Raw genomic sequence first — 25,005 nt, forward strand, 5'->3', positions numbered from 1 at the left:
CCCATTTGCTGTGTATCCCATGGAAAACCAAGGGGTAGCACCCGTTCGGCCCAGGGGGGATCGCCTGATGCCCCATTGATCACCTCAGGTGTTCGTGTCTTTTCGGTTTCGTTGCGCGAATTGAGTGACGCCGGGGGCGCCCGTTCGGGTGGCGTCGAGAGTGCCGATTCGGGCTTGCGATCAAGGAAAAGATGCTAGCGACGGATGATCGAAGCGCGGCAGCGATCGCGAATCCGGTTGGTCCGCGGCGTGTCATGAACGGGGTTTGCGCAGGTAGAGCTCATCTACGGTTGCGTACTGTGAGGGTTTCCCGGATTAGGTGCGCACTGAATGTAAAAGGTCCGATTCTTGGCTGTTATTCGTGATGCGTCGGACGTTCGGTGATGCGGGACGACACGTCGCGACAGGCCCATAGTCATGTCTCTGGGTAGTCCTTCCCCTACATTCTGTCGCGGGTCGCAGTCGTCGATCCGTGTCTGAACTCAGTGATTGCCCGAACCTGCCGGGCCCTCCGCGACGGATGAGCCGCGGGTGGGTACGGGGTCTCACGGTCACGGGTCAAAGGGCGTCTCCGCTCCGGTGGAGTCGCAGAGGAAGGAACTCGCTTGATGAACCTCCAGAGCAAGAAGGCGCGGCTCCCGATCGCCGCGCTGGGCGTCACCGCCCTCTGCAGTGGCGGGATCGGCATCTTCGCCTCGCCTGCACTCGCTGCGACGGAAATCGCGCTGAACAGTGGGGCTACGTCGATCGCGGTGGCCAACTTCGGTTACACGAACGCCGATACGGCCAATGCCGCCTATGCCTTGAAGACTCAGGAAGCCTCGCTCACCAACACCGTGCTGTCGGTGGAATCCGCACCCACCGGCGGCAAGCTGGCGTACGACCAGGTGACCAACAACGGTGTGGCGACGACGAGCTTCACCCAGGTGCCGACGGGTTCCAGCTCGGCGGTCAACGAGGTGCAGACGCTGGCGTTCGACGCGGTGCCGGACAGCGGCACTTACACGGTGACCGTCGCGGGCGTCACGACCGGCACGATCTCCGGCGCCTCGGGCGTCTCGGCCAGCGATCTCCAGACGGCGCTGAACACCGCTCTCGGATCGTCCGGCTCGGTCGCCGTGACCGGAGCGGGCTCCACCGGTAGCCCGTTCAGCATCACCTTCGGCGGTGCGCTGGCCGGGACGAACGTGGGGCAGCTGACCGTCGACACCCTGACCGGAGCGCTGGAATCCAGCAGCACCCCGGTGAACGGCACCCCCGGCACCACCACGCAGGGTGCCGCGGCCGTCGCCTCGGCCACCACCTCGGCCATCGGCACCCTGGCGAACACCGACTACGTGTACGTGACCGGTGATGTGCCGGGCGCGTACAAGTTCCGGATCTTCCAGGACACCAACGCCAACAACGTCTACGACTCGGCCGACGAGCGCAGCACCGCTCTCGTCAACATGACGGTCTACGACATGGGTGGCCTCGGCACGACCGCCTCGGACACCAGCGACGACGTGGTGGCCGTGGTCAACGCCACCTCGCCGACCTCGTCGGGTGACCCGATCCCGTCCGAGATCACCTACAGCAAGCCACTTTCCATGTCGGACGCCCGGGGCAGCGCGGTTGCGACCGGCCTGGCCGGCCGGATCGCCGACCGGACCTACATCGACGTCACGTCGACGGCGGCGGGCGTCAGCACGGCCACGAACCAGAAGCCGGACTACTCGACGACCACCGGCAAGGCGACCTACGCGATCGGCACGCCGACCGGCGCGGGCACGATCACCCTGAAGACCGACCTGGCCGGCACCACCGGCGCGGTCAGCTACACCGCCGCCACCCCGAAGGCGATCACCGTGACGGCGACGAACGTCGCCACCGTCGACCTGGCCGCCACGGCTTCCGACGGCAAGGTGAAGACGTCGGGCACGGCGGTCGCGGTCAAGGCCGGCACGGGCACCGTGGAGTACACCGCCACGGCGAAGGACAGTGCCTCGCCGGCACTTCCGGTCGCGGGGGCCAAGGTCACCTTCACCCTGACCGGCACCGACACGGCCGTGGCCAAGCTGAGTGCCGACGGCACGGCCGGCGCCACGACCACCACCAGCAAGGTGTACACGGCGACCACGGACGCGAAGGGTGTGGCCACGCTCAAGGTCACGACCACCGACCCGTCGGCCACCAGCACCTACGGTGTGGCGGCGACCTCGAACGGTCACTCCGGCACGCCGCTGACCACCACCTACGCCGCAGCCGCGGCCGCCAAGATCACGACGACCAGCACGGCCGCGGAGCTGACCCCCACGGTCGGCACCACGAGCGTCGCGATCAAGGGCACGGTCTGGGACCAGTTCGACGGGCCGTTCGCGCCCAGCTCGAGCGACCCCCAGCAGGTGACCATCCAGATCCCGGACGGCACCCAGGCCGGGTTCGCGTCGCTGTCGTCCAGCGGCACGTTCTCGTACACCTACACCGCGCCGACCACCCCGGCCCCGGCTGTGGGTGACACCACGAGCTTCGACTTCGTCTACGGCACGCTGGGCACGGGTGGCACCGACTCCGCCACCGAGGGCGGAACCATCCGCTGGGCCAGCACCGCGGCGGTCTCGAAAATCACGCTGACCACGCCGGGCAACGGCGCCAAGGCGGTGAACCTGCTGGGCAACGCGGCACCGCTGCCGACCCAGGGCAACACCGGTTCACCGGCCTTCGGCAACACCACCGGTGCCGTGACCGGAACGGTCTACGACGCGAACAACGCCGTACTGGCCTACAAGACCGTCACGCTCAAGGGCGGTAACGGGGTCTGGTTCTCGAAGACGGCCACGCCGGGAGCGACCGACAAGCTGGTCGAGACCATCGACGTGGTGTCGGACGCCTCCGGCGCGATCTCCGGTGCCTACGTGTACTTCGCCAAGTCCGGCGACCACAAGGTCACCGCGAGCTCCGGCGGGGCCAGCGCGGAGTCGACGGTCACGGTGGCCGCACCGGCCGCCAACGCCGGCTGGCACGTGGAGATCGACGACGTGGCCGGTGCTCCGGGCTCGACGCTGATCGTCACCGGTAAGGTCACCGACATCTTCGGGAACGCCGTTCCGGACGCGGTGGTCGGCCTGACCGCCGACCCGGCGACGGTCGGCTCGCTCGGGAACTCGAGCCTGATCACCAACAACGCCGGTGTTTTCAGCACGACGTTCGTCACCGGCAGCAACTCCGGTGGCGAGGTCGAGCTGACCGCCGAGATCACCAACAACCTGACGACCCTGACGCCGAACGCCACCCTGGTGGCCACCGGCTTCACGGCTCCGGAGGCGATGGACAAGGCAACGGGCAAGGTCCTGGTCGCGAAGGCCGAACTGAGCCTGAGTGCGACGGCCAAGATCGTGGCCGGTGCCAAGGGCGGCACGGCGAAGCTGTCCGGTGACTACCTGCCGGGCACCTCGATCGACATCTGGGGCAAGCCGTCCGGCTCGGGCGCCTACTCCCTGATGGACACCGTGACCTCGGACGACGAGGGCGAATTCGGGGCCTCGGTCGGCATTACCAAGTCGACCCGGTTCGTCGCCCGCGCCAACGGCGTGAGCAGCCCCTCGAAGGAGACCCAGCTGTGGTCGGCCGTCAAGCTCACGGCCAAGGCCCTGGGCAAGGGCAAGGTGCAGCTGATGGCCGACGGTAACCCGAACACCAAGGCCCCGCTGACCTTCTACCGGTCGATCGCAGGCAAGGACCCGGTGCTGAAGACGATCACGTCCGACAACACCGGCGTCGGCCGGGTCACCGTGAGCCTGCCCAAGGGCACGCGCTCGGTCTACGTGACCTACAAGGCGCAGGGCACCGGCGGTGCGATGAGCACGACCGTCAAGGTCAAGGTGAAGTGAAACCGGGCTCGCACCGGATGAACTGAACCGAGATCGGCCAAGGGCCGGCATCCCCACCGAGGGGGTGCCGGCCCTTTCCGCATGTTCGGGCAGCCATCACGGCCGGCGACTCGCTGCGCCGTCCGGGTAGGACCTCTGCCGAATCTCAAGCCCGCCTGTGGCCTGCCCTGCTATGAGCGCATGTCTGAACCTTCATGCCCGCGGCCCATCGCGGGTGCCGGGAAGACCCGGTAATCGCCCGGTACCGGCTACGCCGTCCGGGGCCGGCGCCTCCACACAACGTCACTGGGACCTGTTGCCCCGCAATGGTGTTCACCCATCCGGCAGATCCCCTCGTCACGCGACCTCACGGAATCTCAAGTCACGGCCTGTGACCACGCAGCCCGGACGGCAGACGGCCTTGCGGCCGCCTTGAACGAGATGAGGTCGCGGTGCACAGGGCTCCTCGCGTTTCCGGATCCGCCTGGATCCAGCTGGTCGCCGCGCTGATGATCGCGGTGGTGGCGGTGCTCTCGCCGCGGTTCGCGTTCGGCGACCTGGAGGAGCACACGACGATCAGCGACGGCGGCACCGGCACAGTGAGCAGCGAGGGTGACCCGTTGCAGGCGGGGGTGGCCACGGCCGGGGTGAGCCCGGCCGGGACCGGGTACTCGATCATGAAAGTCAGCCTGAACAGCGGCAAGACGATCAATGCCCGCTGGAACCCGTGCCAGAGCGCGGTCACCTGGCGGGCGAACCTGAGCGGCCTGCCCAAGGCGAAGCGTGCGGCAATGCTCAAGACGATCACGGCGTCGTTCAAGCGGCTCAGCGCGGCCACCGGCATCACCTACCGCTACCAGGGCACGACCACGTTCGTGCCGAAGACCGGCAACCTGGAGAAGGCGCCGGCCGAGATCGTGGTGGCGGCGGTGTCGAAGAGCCGCACCGACTTCCCGATGAACGACAACTCTCTCGGCTACGGCGGGGTGCTCTGGTCCTCGTGGTACGGCGGCACGCAGGGCGAAGGTGCCGCGGTGATGCGGGGTTACGTGGTGCTGGAGGCCAAGGCCATCCAGAAACTGAAGACCGGTTTCGGTTCCGGGCTGCGGCAGAGCAACGTGATCCTGCACGAGCTCGGCCACGCCAGCGGCCTGGAGCACGTGAAGGACCGCAAGCAGCAGATGTACCCGACGCTGACCACGGCCTCGCCCAGCGGCTTCGCCCGGGGCGACCTGACAGGCCTGAAGAAGGTGGGCAGGTCGGCCGGTTGTATCGCCGTCCCCGGTTATGCGGGGCTGAAGGACCTGAACTGACGGACGACGCTGGGCCGCTCGGGGGTTCGGCTCATCTTTCCATCAGTTCGGCCGAGTGTCCGGGTGTCGCCGGCGGCGAAGGCGCGCTCAAGAGTGATGCCTGGCTGCCCGATGCACAACCCAACGTCCGGACCATGCGGTAGTCCTTGAAGGAGAGTCGATGGAGGCGATCGACGAGATCGTTGCCGAGTTCCTGGTCGAGTCCCACGAGAACCTCGACCAGCTCGACACCGACCTGCTCGCGCTGGAGCAGGACCCGACCTCCCGGGATCTGCTGGGCAGCGTCTTCCGAACCATTCACACGATCAAGGGCACCAGCGGCTTCCTCGCCTTCAACAAGCTGGAGAAGCTCACCCACGTGGGTGAGAACCTGCTCAGCCGTATGCGCGACGGAAAGATCCTGCTCAACGAGGACCGCGCCAGCGCCCTGCTGGCCATGGTCGACGCTGTTCGTGGTCTGCTCTCGAACATCGAGGCCAGCGGCGGTGAGGGCGATGCCGACCACACCGAGCTGGTCACCCGCCTCGGCGACCTGCTGGAGGACGGCGCGCCGGCAGCCGCCGCGGCGCCCTCCGGCAGCGCCGAGGCCTCCGGCAGCGCCGAGGCCGTCGCCGAGACCCCGGACACCACCGAGGCGGTCGTCGAGGCCGCCGCCCAGGCCGCCGCGGAACAGGCGATCGAGGCCGCGCACGAGCTGGCCGAGGCCGCCAAGGAGCACCCGGACGAGATCCCTTCCGGCGCCCAGGTGGTGACGGCCGAGGTCTCGATCACCAACGTTCCCGAGCCGGCCGCCGCGGCACCCGCCCCGCCGCCTCCCGCACCTCCCGCCCCTCCTGCTCCCGAGCCCCCGCCGCCGGCCCCGGCGGCCGAGGCCAAGCCCGCTCCCGAGCCGGGGGAAGGCGACGGCCACAAGCGGTCGGTCGTCGAGTCGTCGGTGCGTGTCGACATCGGGCTGCTCGACACCCTGATGTCGATGGTCGGCGAGCTGGTGCTCTCGCGTAACGCCCTGGTCTCCGAGCTGGACGAGCAGAACGACAGTGCGCTCGCCCGGTCCGCCCAGCGGCTCTCGCTGATCACCAGCGAGTTGCAGGAACAGGTCATGAAGACCCGCATGCAGCCGGTCGACACGGTCTGGTCCAAGCTGCCCCGCGTCGTGCGCGACCTCTCCCGTCAGCTGGCCCGCAACGTGCGCCTGGAGATGGAGGGGCGCGACACCGAGCTCGACCGCACGGTGCTCGAGGCGATCAAGGACCCGATGACCCACCTGGTCCGCAACGCCATCGACCACGGCATCGAGCCGCCCGACGTGCGGATCGGCAAGGGCAAGAACCCCGAGGGCGTGCTGATGCTGCGCGCCTATCACGAGGCCGGCCTGGTCCACCTCGAGATCATCGACGACGGTGCGGGTATCGACCACAACGTGGTCGGTAACAAGGCGGTCGAGCGGGGCCTGGTCACCCAGGCCCAGCTGGAGAAGATGACGCCGCGCGAGATCACCCAGATGATCTTCCTGCCCGGCTTCTCCACCGCGGCCAAGGTCACCAACGTGTCCGGCCGCGGCGTCGGCATGGACGTGGTGAAGACCCGGATCGAGGCGATCGGCGGTTCCGTCGACGTCGTCTCGAACAAGGGCGCCGGCTCGACCTTCCGGTTGAGCATCCCGCTGACCCTGGCGATCATCCCGGCCCTGACGATCGGTTGCTACGGGCACCGTTACGCGGTGCCGCAGGTGAGTGTGCTGGAGCTGGTGCGGCTTTCGGGCGAGCACGCCCGGGGCGGCATCGAGCACATCTCCGGCGCACCGGTGTACCGGCTGCGTGGCTCGCTGCTGCCGCTGGTGCAGCTGGACGAGCAGCTCAGCCTGGTCCCGCTCGGCACCTCCAGCGGCGGTGGCCGGAACGACGACGGGCGCGGCGGTTTCATCGTCGTGCTGCAAGCCGAGCAGCACCGTTTCGGCCTGGTGGTGGACGACGTCCTGGACACCCAGGAGATCGTGGTGAAGCCGCTCGGCCGGCACCTGAAGAGCCTGCCGATGTATCAGGGCGCGACGATCCACGGCGACGGGAGCGTGGTCCTGATCCTCGACGCGACCGCGATCGCCCGCAAGGCCGACGTCCTCTCCAACCAGGCCGCGGCGGCGAGCTCGTCGATCATGGAGGAGACCACGCCGATCGACCCGGTGCTGGTGGTGGAGCTGTCCGGCGGACGGCGCACGGCCATCCCGCTGGACATGGTCACCCGGCTGGAAGAGATTCCCAACGAGACCATCGAGCGCGTCGGCGGTCGCGAGGTGGTGCAGTACCGCGGCCACATCATGCCGCTGGTGCGCCTGGCCAACCTGCTCGGCGCCTACGGCGAGGAGAACGACAGCGAGCGCGTGCAGCTGGTGGTGTACACCCGGGGCGAGCGCAGCGTCGGTTTCGCGGTCGAGCGGATCATGGACATCGCCACCGAGCGCGCCGGATCCCGTTCCGACATCGACGATCACGCCCTGCTCGGGTCGATCGTCGTGGGTGACCGGGTGGTCGAGCTGCTCGACGTGCAGGCCGCGGTACTCGCCGCCGACCCGGCCTTCTACCAGGACGACGCCGGCGCCACCACGGTGGAGCAGCTCGGCGACTTGTACGAGGAGGCACTGTGACCCAGCTCTCGACGTTCCACGTCGGCTCCTACCTGTTCGGGGTGGAGGTCGCGCTGGTGCAGGAAGTGGTCCGGATGCAGACGTTCACGCCGGTGCCGCTCGCGCCGCCGGAGGTGGCCGGCCTGATCAACCTGCGGGGTGAGGTGCTCACCGCGATCGACGTGCGGGCCCGGCTGGGCCTGCCGCCGAGCGGCAGCGAACGCCCCCAGGTGAACGTGGTGGTCCGGGTCGACGACGAACCGGTCAGCCTGCTGGTCGACGAGATCGGCGGTGTGGTGGAGGTTTCGCAGATCCCCTTCGAGAGCACGCCCTCGACGGTGGACGCCCAGGTCGGTTCGCTCCTGCTCGGGGCGTACACGATGCCGGAGAAGCTGCTCCTCGCCCTGGACGCACGTGCCCTACTGGCCTTCGACGAGAGCCGCACAGCCGCTGCCTGACGGCGTCGGTCGAGACTGAGGGGGACTCGATGCGAGCACTGGTGATCGACGATTCGCGAGCGATGCGAACAATTCTCACGAAGCAACTCGGAAAGCTCGGTTTCGACGTCGCCCAGGCGACCGACGGCCGCGACGCCCTGGACCTGCTCGACACCGGCTACGTCCCGGACGTGGCCCTGGTCGACTGGAACATGCCACGGGTGGACGGGCTCTCGTTCATCAAGGCGGTGCGCGCTCGCGACGATCTCCGGGATGTCTCGCTGATGATGGTCACGACCGAGAGCGAACAGCGCAACATCGTCCGGGCCCTGGCCGCCGGGGCGCACGAGTACGTCATCAAGCCGTTCACCGAAGAGGTCATCGGCGAAAAGCTGGCGCTCCTGGGATTGGTGGGGGTATGAGCGCAACGCGCATCCGGGTCCTGATCGTCGACGACTCGGTGGTCATCCGCCGGTTGATCAAGGAGATCCTGGACTCCGACAGCCGCATCGAAGTGGTCGGCGTCGCACAGAACGGTCAGGTCGCCCTCGGCAAGGTCGAGGAGCTCAAGCCGGACGCCATCACGATGGACATCGAGATGCCCGTGATGAACGGCGTCGACTGCGTGAAGGCGCTGCGGAAGACCCATCCCCGCCTGCCGATCGTGATGTTCTCCACGCTGACCGAGCGGGGTGCGTCCGCGACCATGGACGCCCTCGCGGCGGGGGCCAGCGACTACGTCACCAAGCCGGCCAACGTCGGCAGCGTGATGGAGAGCCGGCAGAGCATCATGGACCAGCTCGTGCCGAAACTCATCGCGCTCACCGGTTCGCGAAGACTGGTCTCCGGCGCGAAGAAGGCCGCGCTGCCCCCGCCGCAGCCGGTGCCCGCCCAGGCCAAGGGCCCGGGCGGGGCGCCCGCCCGGCGCACCCAGCCGTTCGGCCTGCTGGCGATCGGCAGCTCGACCGGTGGCCCGGACGCCCTGGCCACCGTGCTCTCGGCCCTGCCGGGCGACCTGCCGGTGCCGGTCGTGATCACCCAGCACATGCCGCCGGTGTTCACCAAAATGCTGGCACAGCGCCTGGACTCGACCTGCCGCCTGAGCATCCACGAGGCCGCCGAGGGCGACTCGGTGGAGCGCGGCAAGGTGCTGATCGCGCCCGGCGGCCTGCACATGGAACTGAAGACCCGGGGCACGGGCGTGTCGGTGCACCTGAGCGACGCCCCGCCGGAGAACTTCTGCCGGCCGGCCGTGGACGTGATGTTCCGGTCCGTGGCCTCGGTGTACCGCAACCGGGTGCTCGCCGTGGTGCTGACCGGGATGGGCCGCGACGGCGCCGCCGGGGCCGGGGTGATCCGGACCGCCGGTGGTGAGGTGTTCGCCCAGGACGAGGCCACCAGCGTGGTCTGGGGCATGCCCGGCGCCACCGTGATGGCCGGGCAGGCCGACCGGGTGCTGCCGCTGGAGCAGATGGCCGCGACCATCGCCTCCGCCCTGACTCACAGCCAGAACGCCGCCGCCCGCCAGGCCGGCCCGGTCTCCGGCGGGGTACGCGCATGACCTTGCCCGAAACCGACTTCACCTTCGTCACCGGAATCGTCCGGCAGCGCAGCTCCATCGACCTGCAACCGGGTAAGGAGTACCTGGTCGAGTCCCGGCTCGCGCCGGTGGCCAGGAAGTTCGGCGACAAGGACGTGTCGGCCCTGGTGTCGCGACTGCGGCGTCACGACCGGGACGCCGTGGACGCCGTCATCGACGCGCTGACCACGAACGAGACCTCCTTCTTCCGCGACGCCCACCCGTTCGAGGCCTTCACCCGGCTGATGCTGCCCGAGGTGAAGAAGTTCAACAGCCCGACGGTGAACGTCTGGTCGGCGGCCTCGTCCAGCGGCCAGGAGGCCTACTCGCTGGCCCTGCTGCTGCTCGACTGGCTGCCGGTGAACCCGGGCAAGACCGCGAAGATCCACGGCACGGACATCTCACCGACCATGGTCGCCCGGGCCACCGCGGGAAAGTACAGCCAGCTCGAGATCAATCGCGGGATGCCGGTCAAGTACATGGTGAAGTACTTCGATCAGGTGGGGCGGGACTGGATCGTGAAGCCCGAGGTCCGGGCCATGACCAGCTTCCGGCAGGGCAACCTGGCCCAGCCGCCGGTCGGTCTCCCGCAGATGGACATCGTGTTTCTGCGCAACGTGCTGATCTACTTCGATCTGCCCACCAAGCGCCAGGTTCTCGCGAACGTGCGCAAGGTGTTGCGGCCCGGGGGATTTCTGGTGCTCGGCGGAGCCGAGAGCACCCTCAGCCTGGACAGCAACTTCGTCCGGATGGAAACCGACAAGGTAGTGATCTTCCGAAACGGAGGAGGGACATGAGCGCCTTCACCGAGCTGGACGACGAGGTGCGCGAGGAACTCGGGGTGATTCTCACCGACGTGTTCTCCTCCGTGCTGAAGGAAGAAGCGATCATCACCAACAACCAGCTGCCGGTCGGCCCGATGACCGTGTCCCGGCTGGCGATCCACGACTTCTCGGACGAGACCGCGGAGGAGTACGCGGTGATCGAGGTGCGCGTGGGGGTGAGCCTGGCCCGGGTGATGGCGGCCCGGATGATGTCGATCAGCTCACCCGGGCCGAACGACCTGATCGACTCGATCGCCGAGATCAGCAACATCGCCGGTGGCAACGTGAAAACCCTTCTCTGCCACCACGCCCGGCTCTCCCTGCCGTCCGCCGAGATTGTGGACGACGAGCAGTTCGCCGCGGCGGAACCCACCGACGGGAGCACCTACGTCCGGGCGATCGTGCTCGGCCACGTGGTCCAGCTCGCCATCCACCCACAAGCCCCGGTGGCCGGCCTCCTCTGGCCCCCGGAGAATTCCGACGCAACCTTGGAGCCCACCTCATGAAGATCCTGGTAACTGACGACAGCAAAGCGATGAGGATGATCGTCGTGCGGACCATGCGCCAGGCGGGCCTGGGGAAGCACGAGATCGTCGAGGCGGAGAACGGCCGTCTGGGCTTCGAGAAGGCCCAGGAGTGGAAACCCGACCTCATCCTCTCCGACTGGAACATGCCGGAGATGACGGGCATCGAGTTCCTCCGCGCCCTCCGGGCGAGCGGTGACAACACGCCGTTCTGCTTCGTCACCTCCGAGGGAGGCGACGACATGGCCGAGCTGGCCGCCGCCGCCGGAGCCATCGGAGTCATCGTCAAGCCCTTCACCGCAGAAGCATTCATGGACAAACTCGGATCGGTGGTTTCCTGATGAGTGTCACGACAGACCAGTCACCGCTGCCCAGCCGGCACTCGGTGCGTAACACGATCGAGGGCATGGTCGGCCGCGACGTGGACCTCTCCGACGGCGTGCCGCCGGCGGCCAAGTCGACCAACGTGGTCGCGGTCTACGTCACCGACCAGCTGAAGACGTCCGCCCTGGTGGTCGTCGACCTGGAGTGCGCCGCCCGGCTCGGCGGCTCGCTCGGGATGATCCCGCGGGGGGCGGTGGACGACGCCATCAAGGCGCGTGAGCTGCCCAAGGATCTGGAGGAGAACTGCTACGAGGTGCTGAACGTGATGGCCTCGATCTTCAACCTCCCGAACCACCCGCACGTGCGCCTGTACGAGATGTACGCGCCGAACTCGGCCATCCCGGCCGACATCGCCCAGCTGGCCGCCACTGTCGGCAACCGGATGGACGTCAAGCTCAAGATCGCCGGTTACGGCGAGGGAGCACTCGCGATCGTCATCAAGTGAGACGGCGATAACGAGTGGCGATGTCGGACTCCGGGTCGCCGGCCGAGGCCGTGGCGAACGCGCCGGCTTCCGTGGGGAATCCGCGGATGCCGGCGCAGTCGCGCGTTCCCGCCGACGCCGTGCGGAACGTCCGGGTCGGGCGGCAGGGGCTGTACGACGCCCGGCGCCGGCTGACCGCTTACGAGGTGCTGTTCCATTCCGGTGAATCTGCCCGTGAGTCAACCGGTTCCGGTGCCGAGGTGGTGGGGGAACGCGCGACGTCACAGGTGATCGCCTCCACCTTCGGCACTTTCGGGGTGGATCGGATCGCCGGGTCGCGCCCCGTGTTCATCGGTTTCACCCGTGCCTTCCTGACCGGGATCATCCCCGTGCCGGTGGAGCCCGCCGGGGTGGTGGTCGAGATCCCGGCGAACATGATGGTGGACGCCGAACTGCTGGCCGGCGTCGCGCAGCTGCGGGAGAACGGGTACCGGGTCGCGATCGTCGACTACCGCGGGCAGCCCGAGTACTCGGCCCTGCTCGACCTGGTCGACTACGTCAAGATCGACCTGGCCGCCCACCCCGCCCGCCGGCTCGCCGAGCTGGCCACCCAGGTGGTGGAGCGCGGCCGCGCGCTGATCGCCACCGGCATCGAGGACGAGAGCACGCTGGAGCGGGCGCTCTCGCTCGGGTTCGGCCTGTTCCAGGGCCCGCTGCTGGAGAAGCCGAGCGTGCTGGAACGGCGCACCCTGACGCCGACCCAGCTGGTCTGCTCCCGGTTGCTGGGTGAACTGTCCGAGGACGACCTGGACATCGTGCGGCTGGAGCCGGTGATCGGCAGCGACCCGGGGCTGGCCCTGCGTCTGCTGCGCACCGCCAACTCGGCCGCCTCCGGCGCCTCCCGGCAGATCTCCTCGCTGCGCCAGGCCCTGGTGATCATCGGACCGCGCCGGCTGCGCTCCTGGGTGGTGCTGATCCTGCTGGAAGGGCCCTCCGCCGCGTCCCCGGCCGACGGGCTGTGGAAGGTGCTGGCCCGGGCCTGCGCCTGCCGTGGTCTGGTGCGGCCCGCCGATGCCGACCTGGCCTTCACCGTCGGTCTGCTGTCCGGTGCCGCCGACCTGCTCGGCGCCTCCCCGCTGCTGGTCGCCGAGGCGGCCGGGGTCACCAGCGAGGTGCGGGACGCCCTGGTGAGCGGAGTCGGTGGGGCGGGTGTGGCGCTGACCGCGGTGCTGGCCCACGAGAACGACGACGACGCGGGTGTCGGCGCGAGCGGGCTGGCCCCGTACGACGTGTCGCACGCCTATCTGGAGGCGCTGAGCGAGTCGCTGCGGCTGGTCGAGGAGATCACGGCCGGCGGTGGGGGTGGCTGAGGTGCCCGTCGTCCATGGTTTGAGAGACTGCGACCGTGAGCTCACCGTTCTACTCCGCCTACCACCAGGGCTTCGTGCGCGTCGCCGCCTGCACGATGCGCACGGCCATCGCCGAGCCCGCCGCCAACGCTGAGTCGGTGCTGCGGATCGCGCGGAACTGCCATGCCGACGGGGTGGGGCTGGCGGTGTTCCCGGAGCTGACGCTGACCGGGTACTCGATCGAGGACCTGCTGCTCAACGACGTGCTGCTGGACGAGGCCGAGAAGGCCCTGACCGCGGTGGTCGAGGGCTCGGCCGGGCTGACGCCGGTGCTGGTCGTCGGCCTTCCGGTGCGGTTCCGGCACCGGGTGTACAACGTGGCCGCCGTGGTGCACGACGGCCGGCTGCTCGGCGTGGCGCCCAAGTCGTTCCTGCCGAACTACCGGGAGTTCTACGAGGCCCGGCAGATGGCGGCCGGGGCCGGCATCGAGGGCGGCCAGACCCTGCGGGTGGCCGGCACCGAGGTCCCGTTCGGCAACGACCTGCTGTTCGTGGCCACCGACCTGCCCGGGTTCGTGCTGCACGTCGAGATCTGCGAGGACATGTGGGTGCCGGTGCCGCCCAGCGCGGTCGCCGCGCTCGGCGGAGCCACCGTGCTGGTCAACCTCTCCGGCAGCCCGATCACCATCGGCCGGGCCGAGGACCGCAAGCTGCTGTGCCGCTCCGCGTCGTCCCGCTGCCTGGCCGCCTACGTCTACGCCGCGGCCGGTGAGGGCGAGTCGACCACCGACCTGTCCTGGGACGGGCAGACGATGATCTACGAGAACGGTGCGCTGCTGGCCGAGGGCGAGCGGTTCCCGACCGGTGACCGGATCACCGTGGCGGACGTCGATCTGGACCTGATCCGGTCCGAGCGGATGCGGATGGGCTCGTTCGACGACAACCGGCGCCGGCACGAGCACGACTTCCACCACGTCGAGTTCGAGCTGAAGCCGCCCACCGACGACATCGGCCTGCGCCGTGCGGTGGAGCGCTTCCCGTTCGTGCCGGCCGACGAGACCCGGCTCGAACTGGACTGTTACGAGGCCTACAACATCCAGGTGGCCGGGCTGCGGCAGCGGTTGCGGGCGATCGGCCAGCCGAAGATCGTGATCGGGGTCTCGGGCGGTCTGGACTCCACCCATGCGCTGATCGTGGCTGCCAGAGCAATGGACGACGAAAACCGGCCACGCACCGACATCCTCGCCTTCACCATGCCCGGGTTCGCGACCAGCGACCGGACCAGGAACCAGGCGATCGGGCTGGCCGAGGCGCTCGGCGTGACGTTCGAGGAACTCGACATCAAACCCACCGCCGAGCTGCTGCTGCGCAATCTCGGGCACCCGTTCGGCGGCGGCGAGCCGGTGTACGACATCACCTTCGAGAACGTGCAGGCCGGCCTGCGCACCGACTACCTGTTCCGGCTGGCCAACCAGCGCGGCGGCATCGTGCTGGGCACCGGCGACCTGTCGGAGCTGGCGCTGGGCTGGTCCACCTACGGTGTGGGCGACCAGATGTCGCACTACAACGTCAACGGCGGTGTGCCGAAAACGCTGATGCAGCACCTGATCCGCTGGGTGATCTCGTCGGGCCAGTTCGACGACCGGGTGGGCAAGCTGCTGCACGACGTGGTCGGCGGCGAGATCAGCCCGGAGCTGGTGCCGGTGGGCGAGGACGGCATCACCCAGAGCACCGAGGCCAAGGTCGGCCCGTACTCGTTGCAGGACTTCTCGCTGTTCTACACGCTGCGGTACGGCTTCCGGCCCTCGCGGATCGCCTTCCTGGCGATGCATGCCTGGGCCGACGCCGACAAGGGCGACTGGCCGCCGCACTTCCCGCCGGACAGCCGGATCGCCTTCGGCCTCCCGGTGATCCGTCAGTGGCTCGAGGTGTTCGCCCAGCGCTTCTTCGCCTTCAGCCAGTTCAAGCGCTCCGCCCTGCCCAACGGGCCGAAAGTCAGTGCCGGTGGCTCGCTCTCGCCCCGTGGCGACTGGCGAGCTCCCTCCGACGCCTCGGCCCGCATCTGGCTGGAGGAGATCCGCCGCGAGGTGCCGTAGACCATCCGCGGGTGCCGCCCGCCCGCTGCCGGCCCCGCTGCCAGCTGCTGGCGCCTGTCGGCCGCTGACGGCGAGAGCGCCCGTCCTTGACCCTGGTGCCCGGTCCCGTGCCCTGTGCTGGTGTCAGGTGCCTGTGCCAGCACGGGGGAGCCCTTTCAACTTTTGACACCACCTTGGCCGCCTCGCCGGTGTCAAAAGTTGAAAAGGCCTTCCCGTGCCGTGCCGTGCCGTGCCGTGCCCACGGGAGCGGTGGCAGCCGTCGCCGAGGGGAGCGCCGGGGTGCTCGGCTAGGATCCTCCGGTGGAAAAGGCAGAGACGCGCACGCGGAACCGGAGGGGCGAGGGCGGGCGTCTGCGCGACGAGATCGTCGAGGCCGCAGTCACTCTGCTCGACGAGCTCGGTGACGAGCGGGGCCTCACGCTGCGTGCGATCGCGCGTCAGGCGGGGATCGCCGCGCCGTCCATCTACAAGCACTTTCCCGACCAGCCGGCGATCATGCTGGCGGTGGTGCGCAGCGCGTTCGCCGAACTGGGCCAGGCTCTGACAACGGCCCTGGACGGGGCCGGTGCCGACCCCCGGCGGCGGCTGGAGGCGATCTGCCACGCCTACCTGGAGTTCGCCCGGCAGCATCCGCAGCGCTACCGCACCATGTTCGGAGGCCTGTGGATGCCGAACCTGGACGAGAGCTCGATCACCGAGGAAGACCTGACATCACTGGGTGACGAGAGCCTCGGACTGCTGGCGGCCGAGCTCGCGGCCTGCGTCGAGGCCGGCCGGTCCACCAGCACCGATCCGGCCGCCGACACCGTCGCGCTGTGGCTCGGCCTGCACGGGCTCGCGCATCAGCGGGCGGTCACCCGGGTGTTTCCCGGGCCGCCCGACATCGAGGCACGCATGGTCGGCGCGCTGGCCCGGCTGAACTGACTCAGGCCTGACTCAGGACCGGCGGGCCTCGTCCTCCTCGGCCGCGCGCTTCGCCTCGGCCTCGGCCGCGGCCTGGGCCGCCTCGCGGGCCTCGGCCTCGTCCTTGTCCTCCCACTCGCGCTGATAGTGCGTCATCAGGTTCATGATCAGAGCGGTGCCGATCGTGCAGAGGCCGGCGACGATCGCATAGTGGATCAGCGCGGACGTGCCGGACTGGCCGCCGCTCTGCCACTGGGCGTAGAGCGGCGGCCCGGCCAGCACGGCCGCGATCGCGCAGCCGACGGCCAGTGGGTTCACGAGATCGCGCCACCCACCGCGAGCTGGGTGCACAGCAGAGCCGCCCAGCCGATCCGGTCCACGCTGATGCCGTCGACCCGGATCACCGGCAGGCCGAGACGCAGCACCCCGGCCGGCTCGGCGGAACCGAGGGCCCCGTCGAGTGCCACCGCGTCGACCTGGCCCAGGTCGTCCACCCAGCGGCGGTTGTCCTCCAGCGACATGTGCCCGTACAGCACCGCGATCACGGCCTGGGCCTGCACGGTCTGGAGCACTTCCCGCACGCGGGCGGCGTCGTCCCTGCCGACCCCGTCGACCGGCACGCTGACCACCACGGGACGGGTCGCGGCCCCGAGATCCATCGCGGCCAGCCGGGCCGGGCCGACGTCGTAGGGAACCGACACCACCGGGCGCGGCCTGCCCTCGTGCGGCAGGTCCAGGGCCGTGCGGGCGGCCTCCAGCTCGACCACGTCGGACGGGCCGACCACGGCGATGACCGGCACGTCCTCGGCGATGTCCGGCTCCGGCATCTCGCCGAGCATCTGCACCACGGCCATGAACCGGTCACCGGGCTGGAGGTTGGCCGCCCAGGTGGCGGGCACGCCCAGGCTGTTCAGGGCCACCTTGTCGGAGGTCAGGGTGACCGTGGAGGCGGCCTGCCCGGCGATCTCGGTCTCGTCCCCGGGCCGCAGCGCGTCAAGGTCGACGTGCCCGGCGGATTCCGGGGAGTCGTGGTCCTGGGCGGCGCGGGGGGTCGGGACGAGGCCGGCCGCCGGAGCGGGAACGACCTGCGGGTCGGCGGTTTCGGGCGCTGGTGACAGGGTGATGTTCGGCATCGGGATCGGCGTGGTCTCCGGGGCGAGGGCTGGGGTGGACTGCGGTGCTGTGGCCTCGGGCGTGGTCTGCCCGCCGGAGGCCTGGGGCGGTGCGGGTTCCGGCTCGTGGACGAACGGTGACTCGGTGACCGGGAACCCCACCGCCGGGCCGGCTTCCGGCACCGGCAGAGGGGTCAGGCTCTGCTCGGGCTCGGTCGGGAAATGCCCTCCGGCCCAGGTGATCTCCGGCTCGACGAAGAAAGGACTCTCCGCCACCACCGGCGCTGCTGCGGCGACCGGCCCGTCGATCGGACCAATGGTGGACGACGCGGGCTCCGCATCGCTCACCGTCGCCATGGGAGCGGTCGGTGCTGCGGCCATGTCCGCGGTCGGCGTTACCTCGGTCTCGGTCGTCGCGGCGAGGGCCGGTGCCGTTGCGCCCGGAGAAGCAGCGGACGGTTCTTCCTGCCCGGCGGGTGTTGAGACTGCCTGCGGCGGTGTGAGAACGGCTGCGTCCATCGGCGTGATGATGGGAGCCGGATCCGTCGGCACGGACGGCGCCTCCGCCGTGAAGAGTGTCGGCAGAGGTTCGCCGAGGGTGGGCGCGGGCGAGTCTTCCGGGGCGGTCTGCGGCACGTCCGGGCTCGTGGCGGGGACGGGTGTCGTGCCCTGAGCACCTGTGGTGGTGTCGGCCGTGGCAGGAGTCGTGTCGGCCTGGGGGGCGGTGGGCACGGCCGCCTCCTGGAAGGTGGCGCTCACTGTATCGTCCTGTGGCTGAACGGGAATCGCCATCACCTGCGGCAGTGTGGGCACCGGCTCCGCCGGGGCGGCCCAGGCCGCGGCCGCAGGTTCCGCGGGCACGGCCCACGCCGCCGCAGCCTCGGCCGGGGACGCCCACGGAGAATCGGCGTCCTGCCCGGGAGCAGGGCTCGGGGCTGCGGGGGCCGGCCATTCCGCGCCGGGGTGGGTGGAGGCCCAGGCAGCGGTCACGCCCTGGCCGGTTGCGTCGGGAGTGACCTCGGGGCGCGCGATCTCGGCTTCCGGGGCGCCGGGCTGGGTGGGCGCTGCCGGTTGGTCCTGGATTTCGGGTTGGGCAGCTTCGGGCGGACGGCCGGGAACATCCTGCTGGTCGAGGGTTTCGGGCATGCTGGGGGCGGTTGGCTGGTCGGGAGTGCCGGCCAGGTCGGGGGCTCCGCCCAGGTCTGGAGCGTCTGGCTGGGCGGGGCTGGCTGGTTGGTCGGGGCTGGCTGGTTGGGCGGAGTTGGCCGGCTGGGCGGGAGCGTCTGGCTGTGTGAAGGGGGCCGACTGGGCGGAGATGGTCGGCTGATCGGGAGTGCCGGCCAGGTCGGGAGTGCCGGTTTGGGTGATGGCGTTCGGCTGGGCGGGGATGGTCGGCGGGGTGAGAGTGGCGTCCTGGGTGGGGGTGTCCGGGTGGGTAGGGGCATCCGGCTGCCCGGGACTGCCTGGCTGCGTGAGGGGGGCCGGCTGGGCGGAGCTGCCCGGCTGGGTGAAGGCGATGGGCTGGTCGGGAGTGGCGACCTGGTGGGGAGTGCCCGGCTGGGTGAAGGTGGTCGGCTGGTCGGGAGTGGCCACCTGGTGGGGAATGCCCGGCTGGGTGAAGGCGATCGGCTGGTCGGAAGTGCCGACCTGCTCAGGGATGCCCATCTGGTGGGAGGTCATGGCCTGGTCAGGAGCTCCCGGCTGGGCCGGAAAGCTGGGCTGGGCGGAAATGCTGGGCTGAGCTGGAGTGGTCGGGGCGGTGAGGGTGGTTCCGTGCTGGCTGGTCTGGTGGGCGGACAGCACGGCCTCGGCCACGCCGAGTTCACCGGCGGCGGCCAGCGAACTGGCGTGGGCGGCCACCACGTGCGAGGGCGGCGGGTGTTCGGCGGCGGCCTCGGTGGAGGCTTCCACGCGGGGCTCGCCCGGATCCTGCCCTTCGCCTGATTCGGGTGCGGTGTGCAGGGGAGTGACCGGGGCGGCGTCCTCAGTTCTGGCCTTGTTCTTCTTCTTTCGGCCACCCAGGCGGACGCCGAACAGCTTGAAGCCCTCGTCGTCCTCGTTCGTGGCGGAGTCGTCCGTCGCCGGATGGGTGCCCGGGCCGGTGTGCCGGGCGTGGCTGCGGTCTCGGCGGGGGCGGTGCCGGCCGGAGTCGTCCGCATTCTCCGTGGAGACGGTCGGCGACGGGATTGTCGTTGCCGATTCTGGGGTTTCGGTTCTCGGCGTGGGGATGTTCTTCTTCGGACGCTTGGGCTTGCTGCCCTTGCCCCGAGGAAGAATCGTCGCTGCCCGAGGGGCCGTGGCCGGAAGATCGGGCACCTCTGCCGGGGCGGCGGGCTGACTGGGCACCGCCGTTTCTGTGGGGGCCGGTGCCGCCCACTGCTGTGCGGGTGCGTCGGGGATGGGTGACGCCGTCGGCGCGTCGGGAGCGCCCGGGACAGTAGAGGTGAGCGGAGGCGTCAGGGCCTCGGCATGGTCCGGGGTGCTGAGGGCGGGCGCGGGTTCCTGGGCCTCGGCAATGTCCGGGGTCGGCGAAAGTGCGGTGAATCCGTGAGTGTTCGGGTCGGTGAGAGCAGCGGGAGGGACGGCGACGGCCGGGATGTCGGCTTCGCCGGAGGGATTGGCTGGGCTGAGGGTGGTGAAAGCGGTCGGGGGGTCCGCGAAGGTCGGGGTGGTGAAGGCGTTGGGGACGCCGGGGGCGACCTGGGCGGGGGAGGTCTCGGTGGTGGCCTGGTTCGTGGATACCGACGAAAACGGCTCTGAGAATGGGATGTTCGTTTCTGTCGGGATGGGGGCCAGGCCTGGGTGGTGCGGGGTTTCGAGGGCGGTGGCGAAGCCTGGGGCCTGCGTGGGGTCCGCCTCGGCGGGCACGGCGAAGGTGGGTGGTTCGGGGGCCGATACGGCCGGGGTCGAGGCCCAGGGGGAGGTGATCGTGGGGTCGCCCTGGCCGGGCAGGGGAGCGCTCCAAGGGGTCGTGACGGGCTCCGGCGCGGCTTGCGGCGGTGCCAGGGCGACCGCAGGAGCGGCTTCGGGCGAGGGTTCCGGGACGACCGGGGGAGCGAGGGTGGGCGCGGCCGGCCACGGCAGACCGGTTTCGGGGGTCTCGTCCTGGCTCGGTGCGTCCGAACCCTGCGAGAGGGCCTCGGGCAGGGGGACGGGGGGTGCCGGATCGGCGTCCGCGAGGACGGGCACCGGGGGATCGGCCGGAACAGCCGGAACCGGCGTCGGGCCCGTGGGATCGGCCCACTTCGCGATCAGTTCGGCCTCGGAGTCAGAAATTCCGGAGGTTCCGGAAGTTCCGGGCAGGCCGGCCGAGATCGGTGTGCCGGCGGGGGTGTTCCGGGCAGCATCGTCCGCGCCGCCGTCGCCGGCCTCGCCGGAGCGGGCCTTGGGCGGGAGCGGGAGCAGCTTCGGAATGTCCCTCACGGTCGATGGATCGGACGATTTCCCCGTCGTGTTGAGCGGCACGCCCCCGCCAGGTTGCGCGGGCTGTCCCCCGGACGGCCCACCGGCCGACACCCCCAGCCGAATCCCCAGGGGCGGGGTGGTGACCAGCACAGCCGACGCCAGCTCCGGGTTGCGGTTCGCGGGCAGCACCAAACCTGATGACGACGAACGCTTCCGGCGCCCCTCGCCGTCCTTGGTCCCCCGCCGACGGGCCCAGGCCGGGCGCAACCTGCCGAAGTCGAGTTCCTGCGGATCGGACGCCGCCACACCGGTGACGGCCGAATGGGGGACGGCGTCGGGCCCGTCGCCCACCTGCTCCGTCTCCGGGATCTCGATGCGCAGGTCGACCTCGGCCCGCGACTTGGCGTGCGCACCCCGCACGCGGGAGCCCCGGCCCCGGGAACCCCTGCCCCGGGAACGCCGGGCACGGGACGGCTTGGCGGTCGCGGCATGCGATGACTCCGGAAGACCCTGGGGCGCGGTGGATTCCTCGCCAGCGCCGGAAGTATCGGCTGTGCCGGAAGTATCGGCTGTGCCGGAAGTATCGGCTGCGCCGGAGGCACCGGCCGACAGCTCGGCCCGGATCCGCGCCCGCTGAGCCCGTAGCTCGATCACCCGGGCGGCGATCCGCGACACCCGGTCCGGCGAGGGTGCTGGTTCGGGAGTGACCGCCCCGGGCGCCTCGTCCTGGGGCGCGCGGGGCCCGGCCGCGTCGTCCCCACGTTCGTTCTGCTCGAACAGGTCGGCCGAAACCTCCACGGCAGGCGGCAGGGTCGCGTGGGCCAAGGCCTCTTCCTCCGCCTCCCGGTCGTCGGCCGCGAGTTCCTCACTCCACTCGTCCCATTCGGCCTCGTCCCACTCCATCGCGTCCGGAGCCGGCTCGTCGTCCGCCGCCGGGCGGGACAGGGGCAGCCGGCGGTCCAGGGGCATACGGTCGTCGTGCGCCGGCCCCGCGCCCAGGGAACGCACGGCGCCGGGGTGCACCGCCGGGCGCGTCGGCGAATGGCTTGCGGTGCCGAGGAAGTCGCCCAGGTCGACGGGCTCACGCACCTCGTAGAGATCGCCGGTGAACGGGGCGTCCTGGATCGGCGCCCTCTCGTCCGCGGCCATCGCGGCCTCGAACGCGGCCTGCCGGGCCATCGCCAGCCGCCCGGCGTCCTCGATCGAGAAGTCGTCGGTCACGGTGGGTCGCACGGGGCGGGGCGTGAGCTCCTCGGCCTCGTCCGGCCCGTCGCCGGGCACCTCCACGGAGACCTCGAAGCCCTCCTTCGCGAAGAAGCCGAGAACGCCACCGCGCCGCACCTTTTCGGCCCTCACGATGCGGCCGAACGGACCGCCCCGGGCCCGGGCGCGGATCAGCAGCGCCTCCAGGTCGTCACCTTCAAGAAGCAAATTCATGACTACTACTCACCTGTCCGACGGTCTCGATCTGGTGAATCCCGGTCGCCTCGGTGAAGGCGATGACCGGTAGCTGGGGCAGCGAGCCGCGCAGCAGACGTCGCATGGGGAGCCGCAACGGCCCCGAGATCAACAGCACCGGCAGCTCACCGCGTTGCTCCGCGGTGGTCTGGAGGGCCGAGATGTCCGAGACCAGGCGCTGGGCCTGGACCGGGTCGAGGGCGATGACCACACCCTGCTCGCTCGCCCGCAGCGCCTCGCCGATCTGGGTCTCCACGGCGGGCTCCAGGGTGATGGCCCGCAGCACGCCGTCCCGCACGTACTGGGCGGCGAGCGCCGGGCCGAGGGCGGCCCGGGCGGCCTCGAGCAGGGCGTCCGGGTCCTGTGTGGTGCGGGCCCGCTGGCCGACACCCTCCAGCACCCGGCCCAGGTCGCGGATCGACACCTGCTCGTCGAGCAGGGCCTGGAGCAGACGCTGGATGGCGGACAGCGGCAGCACGCCGGGCACCAGCTCCTCCACCGCGGCAGGCCGGTCGCCCTTGAGCACCTCGAGCAGGTCGCGGGTGTCGTCGAGGCTGAGCAACCGGGACGCGTTCTGCCGCACCATCTCGGCGAGGTGGGTGGTGACCACGGCCGCGCGCTCCACGATGGTGGCGCCGGCCAGCTCGGCCGAGGCCCGGTACTCGATCGGCACCCAGACGGCAGGCAGCCCGAACACCGGCTCGGTGGTGTGCCGGCCGGGCAGGCCGTCCATCGAGTCGCCGATCGCCAGCAGGTGCCCGGGTGGGGCCTCGCCGGTGGCCACGCTGCTGCCGCCGATCCGGATCTCGTAGGTGCCGGGGGCCAGCATGGCGCCGTCGCGGGTTCGCACCGGGGGCAGCACCAGGCCCAGGTCGAGGGCGGTCTTGCGGCGCAGCGCCCGCACCCGGTCGAGCAGGTCGCCGCCGCGGGCGGCGTCCACCAGGTCGACGGCGTCGGGCGAGAGCAGCAGTTCCAGCGGGTCCACCCGCAGCGAGTCGGTGACCGGGTCGCGGTCGCCGCCGGCCGGCAGCGGCACCTGGCCGGACGGCATCGCGATCGCCCCCTGGCCGGGCATCGCCTCGGCACCGCTCTCGGTCTCGGCGCCGCCGTCGGTGGAGCGGAAGGCCATGAACAGCACCATTCCGCCGACGATCAGGAACGGCAGCTTCGGCATGCCCGGGATCAGGCACAGCCCGAGCAGCGAGGCGCCGCCGATCATCAGGGCCTGACGGTGCCGGCCGAGCTGCTTGATCAGGTCGGACCCGACGTCGCCGGCGCCGGTCGAGCGGGTCACGATCACACCGGTCGCGACCGACATCAGCAGCGCCGGGATCTGCGAGACCAGGCCGTCACCGACGCTCAGCAGGCTGTAGGTCTGGATCGCCTCGCCTGCGGCCATGCCGCGCTGGAGCATCCCGATCGCGAACCCACCGATCAGGTTGACCAGGGTGATGATCACCGCGGCCATGGCGTCGCCCTTGACGAACTTGGTGCCACCGTCCATGGCGCCGTAGAAGTCCGCCTCGGCCGCCACGTCCTTGCGGCGCTGACGTGCGGTGTCCTCGTCGATCAGGCCGGAGTTCAGGTCGGCGTCGATCGCCATCTGCTTGCCGGGCATCGCGTCCAGGGTGAAGCGGGCCCCGACCTCGGCGACCCGGGAGGCACCGTTGGTGACGACGGTCAGCTGGATGATGATCAGGATCGCGAAGATGACCAGACCGATGATCAGGTTGGCCCCGATCACGATGTGGCCGAACGCGTCGATCACGTGCCCGGCGAAGCCGTCGCGCAGCACCAGGCGGGTGGAGCTGACGTTCAGCGCCAGCCGGAAGATGGTGGCCACCAGCACGATCGTCGGGAAGATCGCGAAGTCCAGCACCCGCTGCACCTGGAGGGCCACCAGCAGCACGATCAGGCTGACGCCGATGTTCAGGGCGATCAGGATGTCGAGCAGGGCGGCCGGCAGCGGGACGACCATCATCAGGACGACGATGACGATCGCTATCGGGACAGCGATGCGGGTCATCCGGTTCGACGGCACGGGCGCGACCTTTCGACAGCAGGGTGTAGCCGGGGGTTACTCCATCCGTGGTTGTTGCTCACATCGGCGCACCGTGCACCGGACTTGAGGCGGGCCCGTCCGGGGGAAAAGGCCGCCCGGCCGGAGGCAGGCATCACGCTCCGGTCGCCTATCGTCTACGCCGAGTCAAAGTCCGGTGTGAGGTGGCCATTTCGGGTCGAAAACAGGGAAGATGCCTGTGCTCCTGTGGTCTTCGGGCACCCGGTCGGCCGATCGGTGGGGCGCCCCGGGATGCCGAAGCGAACTTCGGGCATACATTGTTGTGAAGTGGGCCGCGATTCCTGCCGAATCGGAGCAAACTAGACTGCGATGGGCTTCGGCACGGGGTACCGTTCACGCACATGGGCGTGCGCGGGCGCACGGTGCCCGTTGTCTGTATCCGTAACCGTTCCAGCACTTTTAGCATTGCCCTCGGCGGAGGTGCCGAAGAATGTCCGTAGTTGTCGCCGCGATCGCGGTCTTCCCCGTCCTCACCGTTCTGATGATCGCTCTGTCCCGAGCCGAGAACCTCGTCTCGAGCCTGATGATCACCCGGAGCCCGGCCACGGCCGAGATCCCCACCCCGGCGCCCGCGTCCGGAACGGACTCGGCCGTCAGCTGATCCGGCGCCTCCCGGCGCCGGCGCAAACCGGTCGGCCCGGATCTTCGT

General features: G+C 70.1%; 17 protein-coding genes. 14 read left to right on the forward strand and 3 right to left on the reverse strand.

Annotated elements, in window-relative coordinates; translation table 11 throughout:
- The first annotated feature begins 608 nt into the window (after positions 1-608).
- The 13 genes from KIH74_RS20745 to KIH74_RS20805 all read left to right on the forward strand — a co-directional run bounded on the left by KIH74_RS20745 (position 609) and on the right by KIH74_RS20805 (position 16,322).
- Complete coding sequence (locus KIH74_RS20745; protein WP_214157665.1) at positions 609-3,869, forward strand: beta strand repeat-containing protein; 3,261 nt, start codon at positions 609-611, stop codon at positions 3,867-3,869.
- A 431-nt stretch (positions 3,870-4,300) separates the two neighbouring features.
- Positions 4,301-5,161, forward strand: a complete 861-nt coding sequence (locus tag KIH74_RS36705; RefSeq protein WP_214157666.1) for a matrixin family metalloprotease — start codon at positions 4,301-4,303, stop codon at positions 5,159-5,161.
- Between the two features lie 160 nt (positions 5,162-5,321).
- Positions 5,322-7,802, forward strand: a complete 2,481-nt coding sequence (locus KIH74_RS20755) for a chemotaxis protein CheW (RefSeq protein WP_214157667.1) — start codon at positions 5,322-5,324, stop codon at positions 7,800-7,802.
- Positions 7,799-8,239, forward strand: coding sequence for a chemotaxis protein CheW (locus tag KIH74_RS20760; RefSeq protein WP_214157668.1), 441 nt, complete (start codon positions 7,799-7,801; stop codon positions 8,237-8,239). The genes KIH74_RS20755 and KIH74_RS20760 overlap by 4 nt, the downstream gene beginning before the upstream one ends.
- Positions 8,240-8,268: 29 nt before the next feature.
- Complete coding sequence (locus KIH74_RS20765; protein ID WP_214157669.1) at positions 8,269-8,640, forward strand: response regulator; 372 nt, start codon at positions 8,269-8,271, stop codon at positions 8,638-8,640.
- Positions 8,637-9,779, forward strand: coding sequence for a protein-glutamate methylesterase/protein-glutamine glutaminase (locus KIH74_RS20770; protein WP_214157670.1), 1,143 nt, complete (start codon positions 8,637-8,639; stop codon positions 9,777-9,779). Before KIH74_RS20765 ends, KIH74_RS20770 begins: the two co-directional genes overlap by 4 nt.
- Positions 9,776-10,594 (forward strand): CheR family methyltransferase, encoded by an 819-nt coding sequence (locus tag KIH74_RS20775; RefSeq protein ID WP_214157671.1) that lies wholly within the window; start codon positions 9,776-9,778, stop codon positions 10,592-10,594. The genes KIH74_RS20770 and KIH74_RS20775 overlap by 4 nt, the downstream gene beginning before the upstream one ends.
- The gene (locus tag KIH74_RS20780) at positions 10,591-11,127 is read left to right on the forward strand and encodes a hypothetical protein (protein WP_214157672.1); all 537 of its coding nucleotides are present in this window, start codon (positions 10,591-10,593) and stop codon (positions 11,125-11,127) included. The genes KIH74_RS20775 and KIH74_RS20780 overlap by 4 nt, the downstream gene beginning before the upstream one ends.
- A complete protein-coding gene (locus KIH74_RS20785; RefSeq protein WP_214157673.1) occupies positions 11,124-11,486 on the forward strand; it encodes a response regulator in 363 nt (120 codons plus the stop codon). The genes KIH74_RS20780 and KIH74_RS20785 overlap by 4 nt, the downstream gene beginning before the upstream one ends.
- Positions 11,486-11,974, forward strand: a complete 489-nt coding sequence (locus tag KIH74_RS20790; RefSeq protein WP_214157674.1) for a hypothetical protein — start codon at positions 11,486-11,488, stop codon at positions 11,972-11,974. The genes KIH74_RS20785 and KIH74_RS20790 overlap by 1 nt, the downstream gene beginning before the upstream one ends.
- A gap of 86 nt (positions 11,975-12,060) precedes the next feature.
- Positions 12,061-13,323, forward strand: coding sequence for an EAL and HDOD domain-containing protein (locus KIH74_RS20795; protein ID WP_214157675.1), 1,263 nt, complete (start codon positions 12,061-12,063; stop codon positions 13,321-13,323).
- Between the two features lie 35 nt (positions 13,324-13,358).
- Positions 13,359-15,398, forward strand: a complete 2,040-nt coding sequence (locus KIH74_RS20800) for an NAD(+) synthase (protein ID WP_214157676.1) — start codon at positions 13,359-13,361, stop codon at positions 15,396-15,398.
- Between the two features lie 300 nt (positions 15,399-15,698).
- The gene (locus KIH74_RS20805; protein ID WP_214157677.1) at positions 15,699-16,322 is read left to right on the forward strand and encodes a TetR/AcrR family transcriptional regulator; all 624 of its coding nucleotides are present in this window, start codon (positions 15,699-15,701) and stop codon (positions 16,320-16,322) included.
- Positions 16,323-16,334: 12 nt separating this feature from the next.
- On the opposite strand, the gene KIH74_RS20810 is transcribed toward KIH74_RS20805, so the two are convergent.
- The 3 genes from KIH74_RS20810 to KIH74_RS20820 are packed head-to-tail and all read right to left on the reverse strand — an operon-like array spanning position 16,335 to position 24,317.
- Positions 16,335-16,619, reverse strand: coding sequence for a hypothetical protein (locus tag KIH74_RS20810; protein WP_214157678.1), 285 nt, complete (start codon positions 16,617-16,619; stop codon positions 16,335-16,337).
- Complete coding sequence (locus KIH74_RS20815) at positions 16,616-22,255, reverse strand: hypothetical protein (RefSeq protein WP_214157679.1); 5,640 nt, start codon at positions 22,253-22,255, stop codon at positions 16,616-16,618. Before KIH74_RS20815 ends, KIH74_RS20810 begins: the two co-directional genes overlap by 4 nt.
- Positions 22,239-24,317, reverse strand: coding sequence for a flagellar biosynthesis protein FlhA (locus KIH74_RS20820; protein ID WP_214157680.1), 2,079 nt, complete (start codon positions 24,315-24,317; stop codon positions 22,239-22,241). Before KIH74_RS20820 ends, KIH74_RS20815 begins: the two co-directional genes overlap by 17 nt.
- A gap of 469 nt (positions 24,318-24,786) precedes the next feature.
- Here KIH74_RS20820 and KIH74_RS20825 point away from each other — a divergent pair, with 469 nt between their 5' ends.
- Positions 24,787-24,957 (forward strand): hypothetical protein, encoded by a 171-nt coding sequence (locus KIH74_RS20825; RefSeq protein ID WP_214157681.1) that lies wholly within the window; start codon positions 24,787-24,789, stop codon positions 24,955-24,957.
- The last annotated feature ends 48 nt before the right edge of the window (positions 24,958-25,005 follow it).

Origin of the sequence: Kineosporia corallincola, from assembly GCF_018499875.1 — a bacterium.
Classification (GTDB): Bacteria; Actinomycetota; Actinomycetes; order Actinomycetales; family Kineosporiaceae; genus Kineosporia; species Kineosporia corallincola.

Bases quoted from the DNA above. Each gene is read 5' to 3' on its own strand.
- KIH74_RS20745 (WP_214157665.1), top strand. From the start codon at position 609: ATGAACCTCCAGAGCAAGAAGGCGCGGCTCCCGATCGCCGCGCTGGGC.
- KIH74_RS20755 (WP_214157667.1), top strand. From the start codon at position 5,322: ATGGAGGCGATCGACGAGATCGTTGCCGAGTTCCTGGTCGAGTCCCAC.
- KIH74_RS20765 (WP_214157669.1), top strand. From the start codon at position 8,269: ATGCGAGCACTGGTGATCGACGATTCGCGAGCGATGCGAACAATTCTC.
- KIH74_RS20770 (WP_214157670.1), top strand. From the start codon at position 8,637: ATGAGCGCAACGCGCATCCGGGTCCTGATCGTCGACGACTCGGTGGTC.
- KIH74_RS20775 (WP_214157671.1), top strand. From the start codon at position 9,776: ATGACCTTGCCCGAAACCGACTTCACCTTCGTCACCGGAATCGTCCGG.
- KIH74_RS20780 (WP_214157672.1), top strand. From the start codon at position 10,591: ATGAGCGCCTTCACCGAGCTGGACGACGAGGTGCGCGAGGAACTCGGG.
- KIH74_RS20785 (WP_214157673.1), top strand. From the start codon at position 11,124: ATGAAGATCCTGGTAACTGACGACAGCAAAGCGATGAGGATGATCGTC.
- KIH74_RS20790 (WP_214157674.1), top strand. From the start codon at position 11,486: ATGAGTGTCACGACAGACCAGTCACCGCTGCCCAGCCGGCACTCGGTG.
- KIH74_RS20795 (WP_214157675.1), top strand. From the start codon at position 12,061: ATGCCGGCGCAGTCGCGCGTTCCCGCCGACGCCGTGCGGAACGTCCGG.
- KIH74_RS20815 (WP_214157679.1), bottom strand. From the start codon at position 22,255: ATGAATTTGCTTCTTGAAGGTGACGACCTGGAGGCGCTGCTGATCCGC.
- KIH74_RS20825 (WP_214157681.1), top strand. From the start codon at position 24,787: ATGTCCGTAGTTGTCGCCGCGATCGCGGTCTTCCCCGTCCTCACCGTT.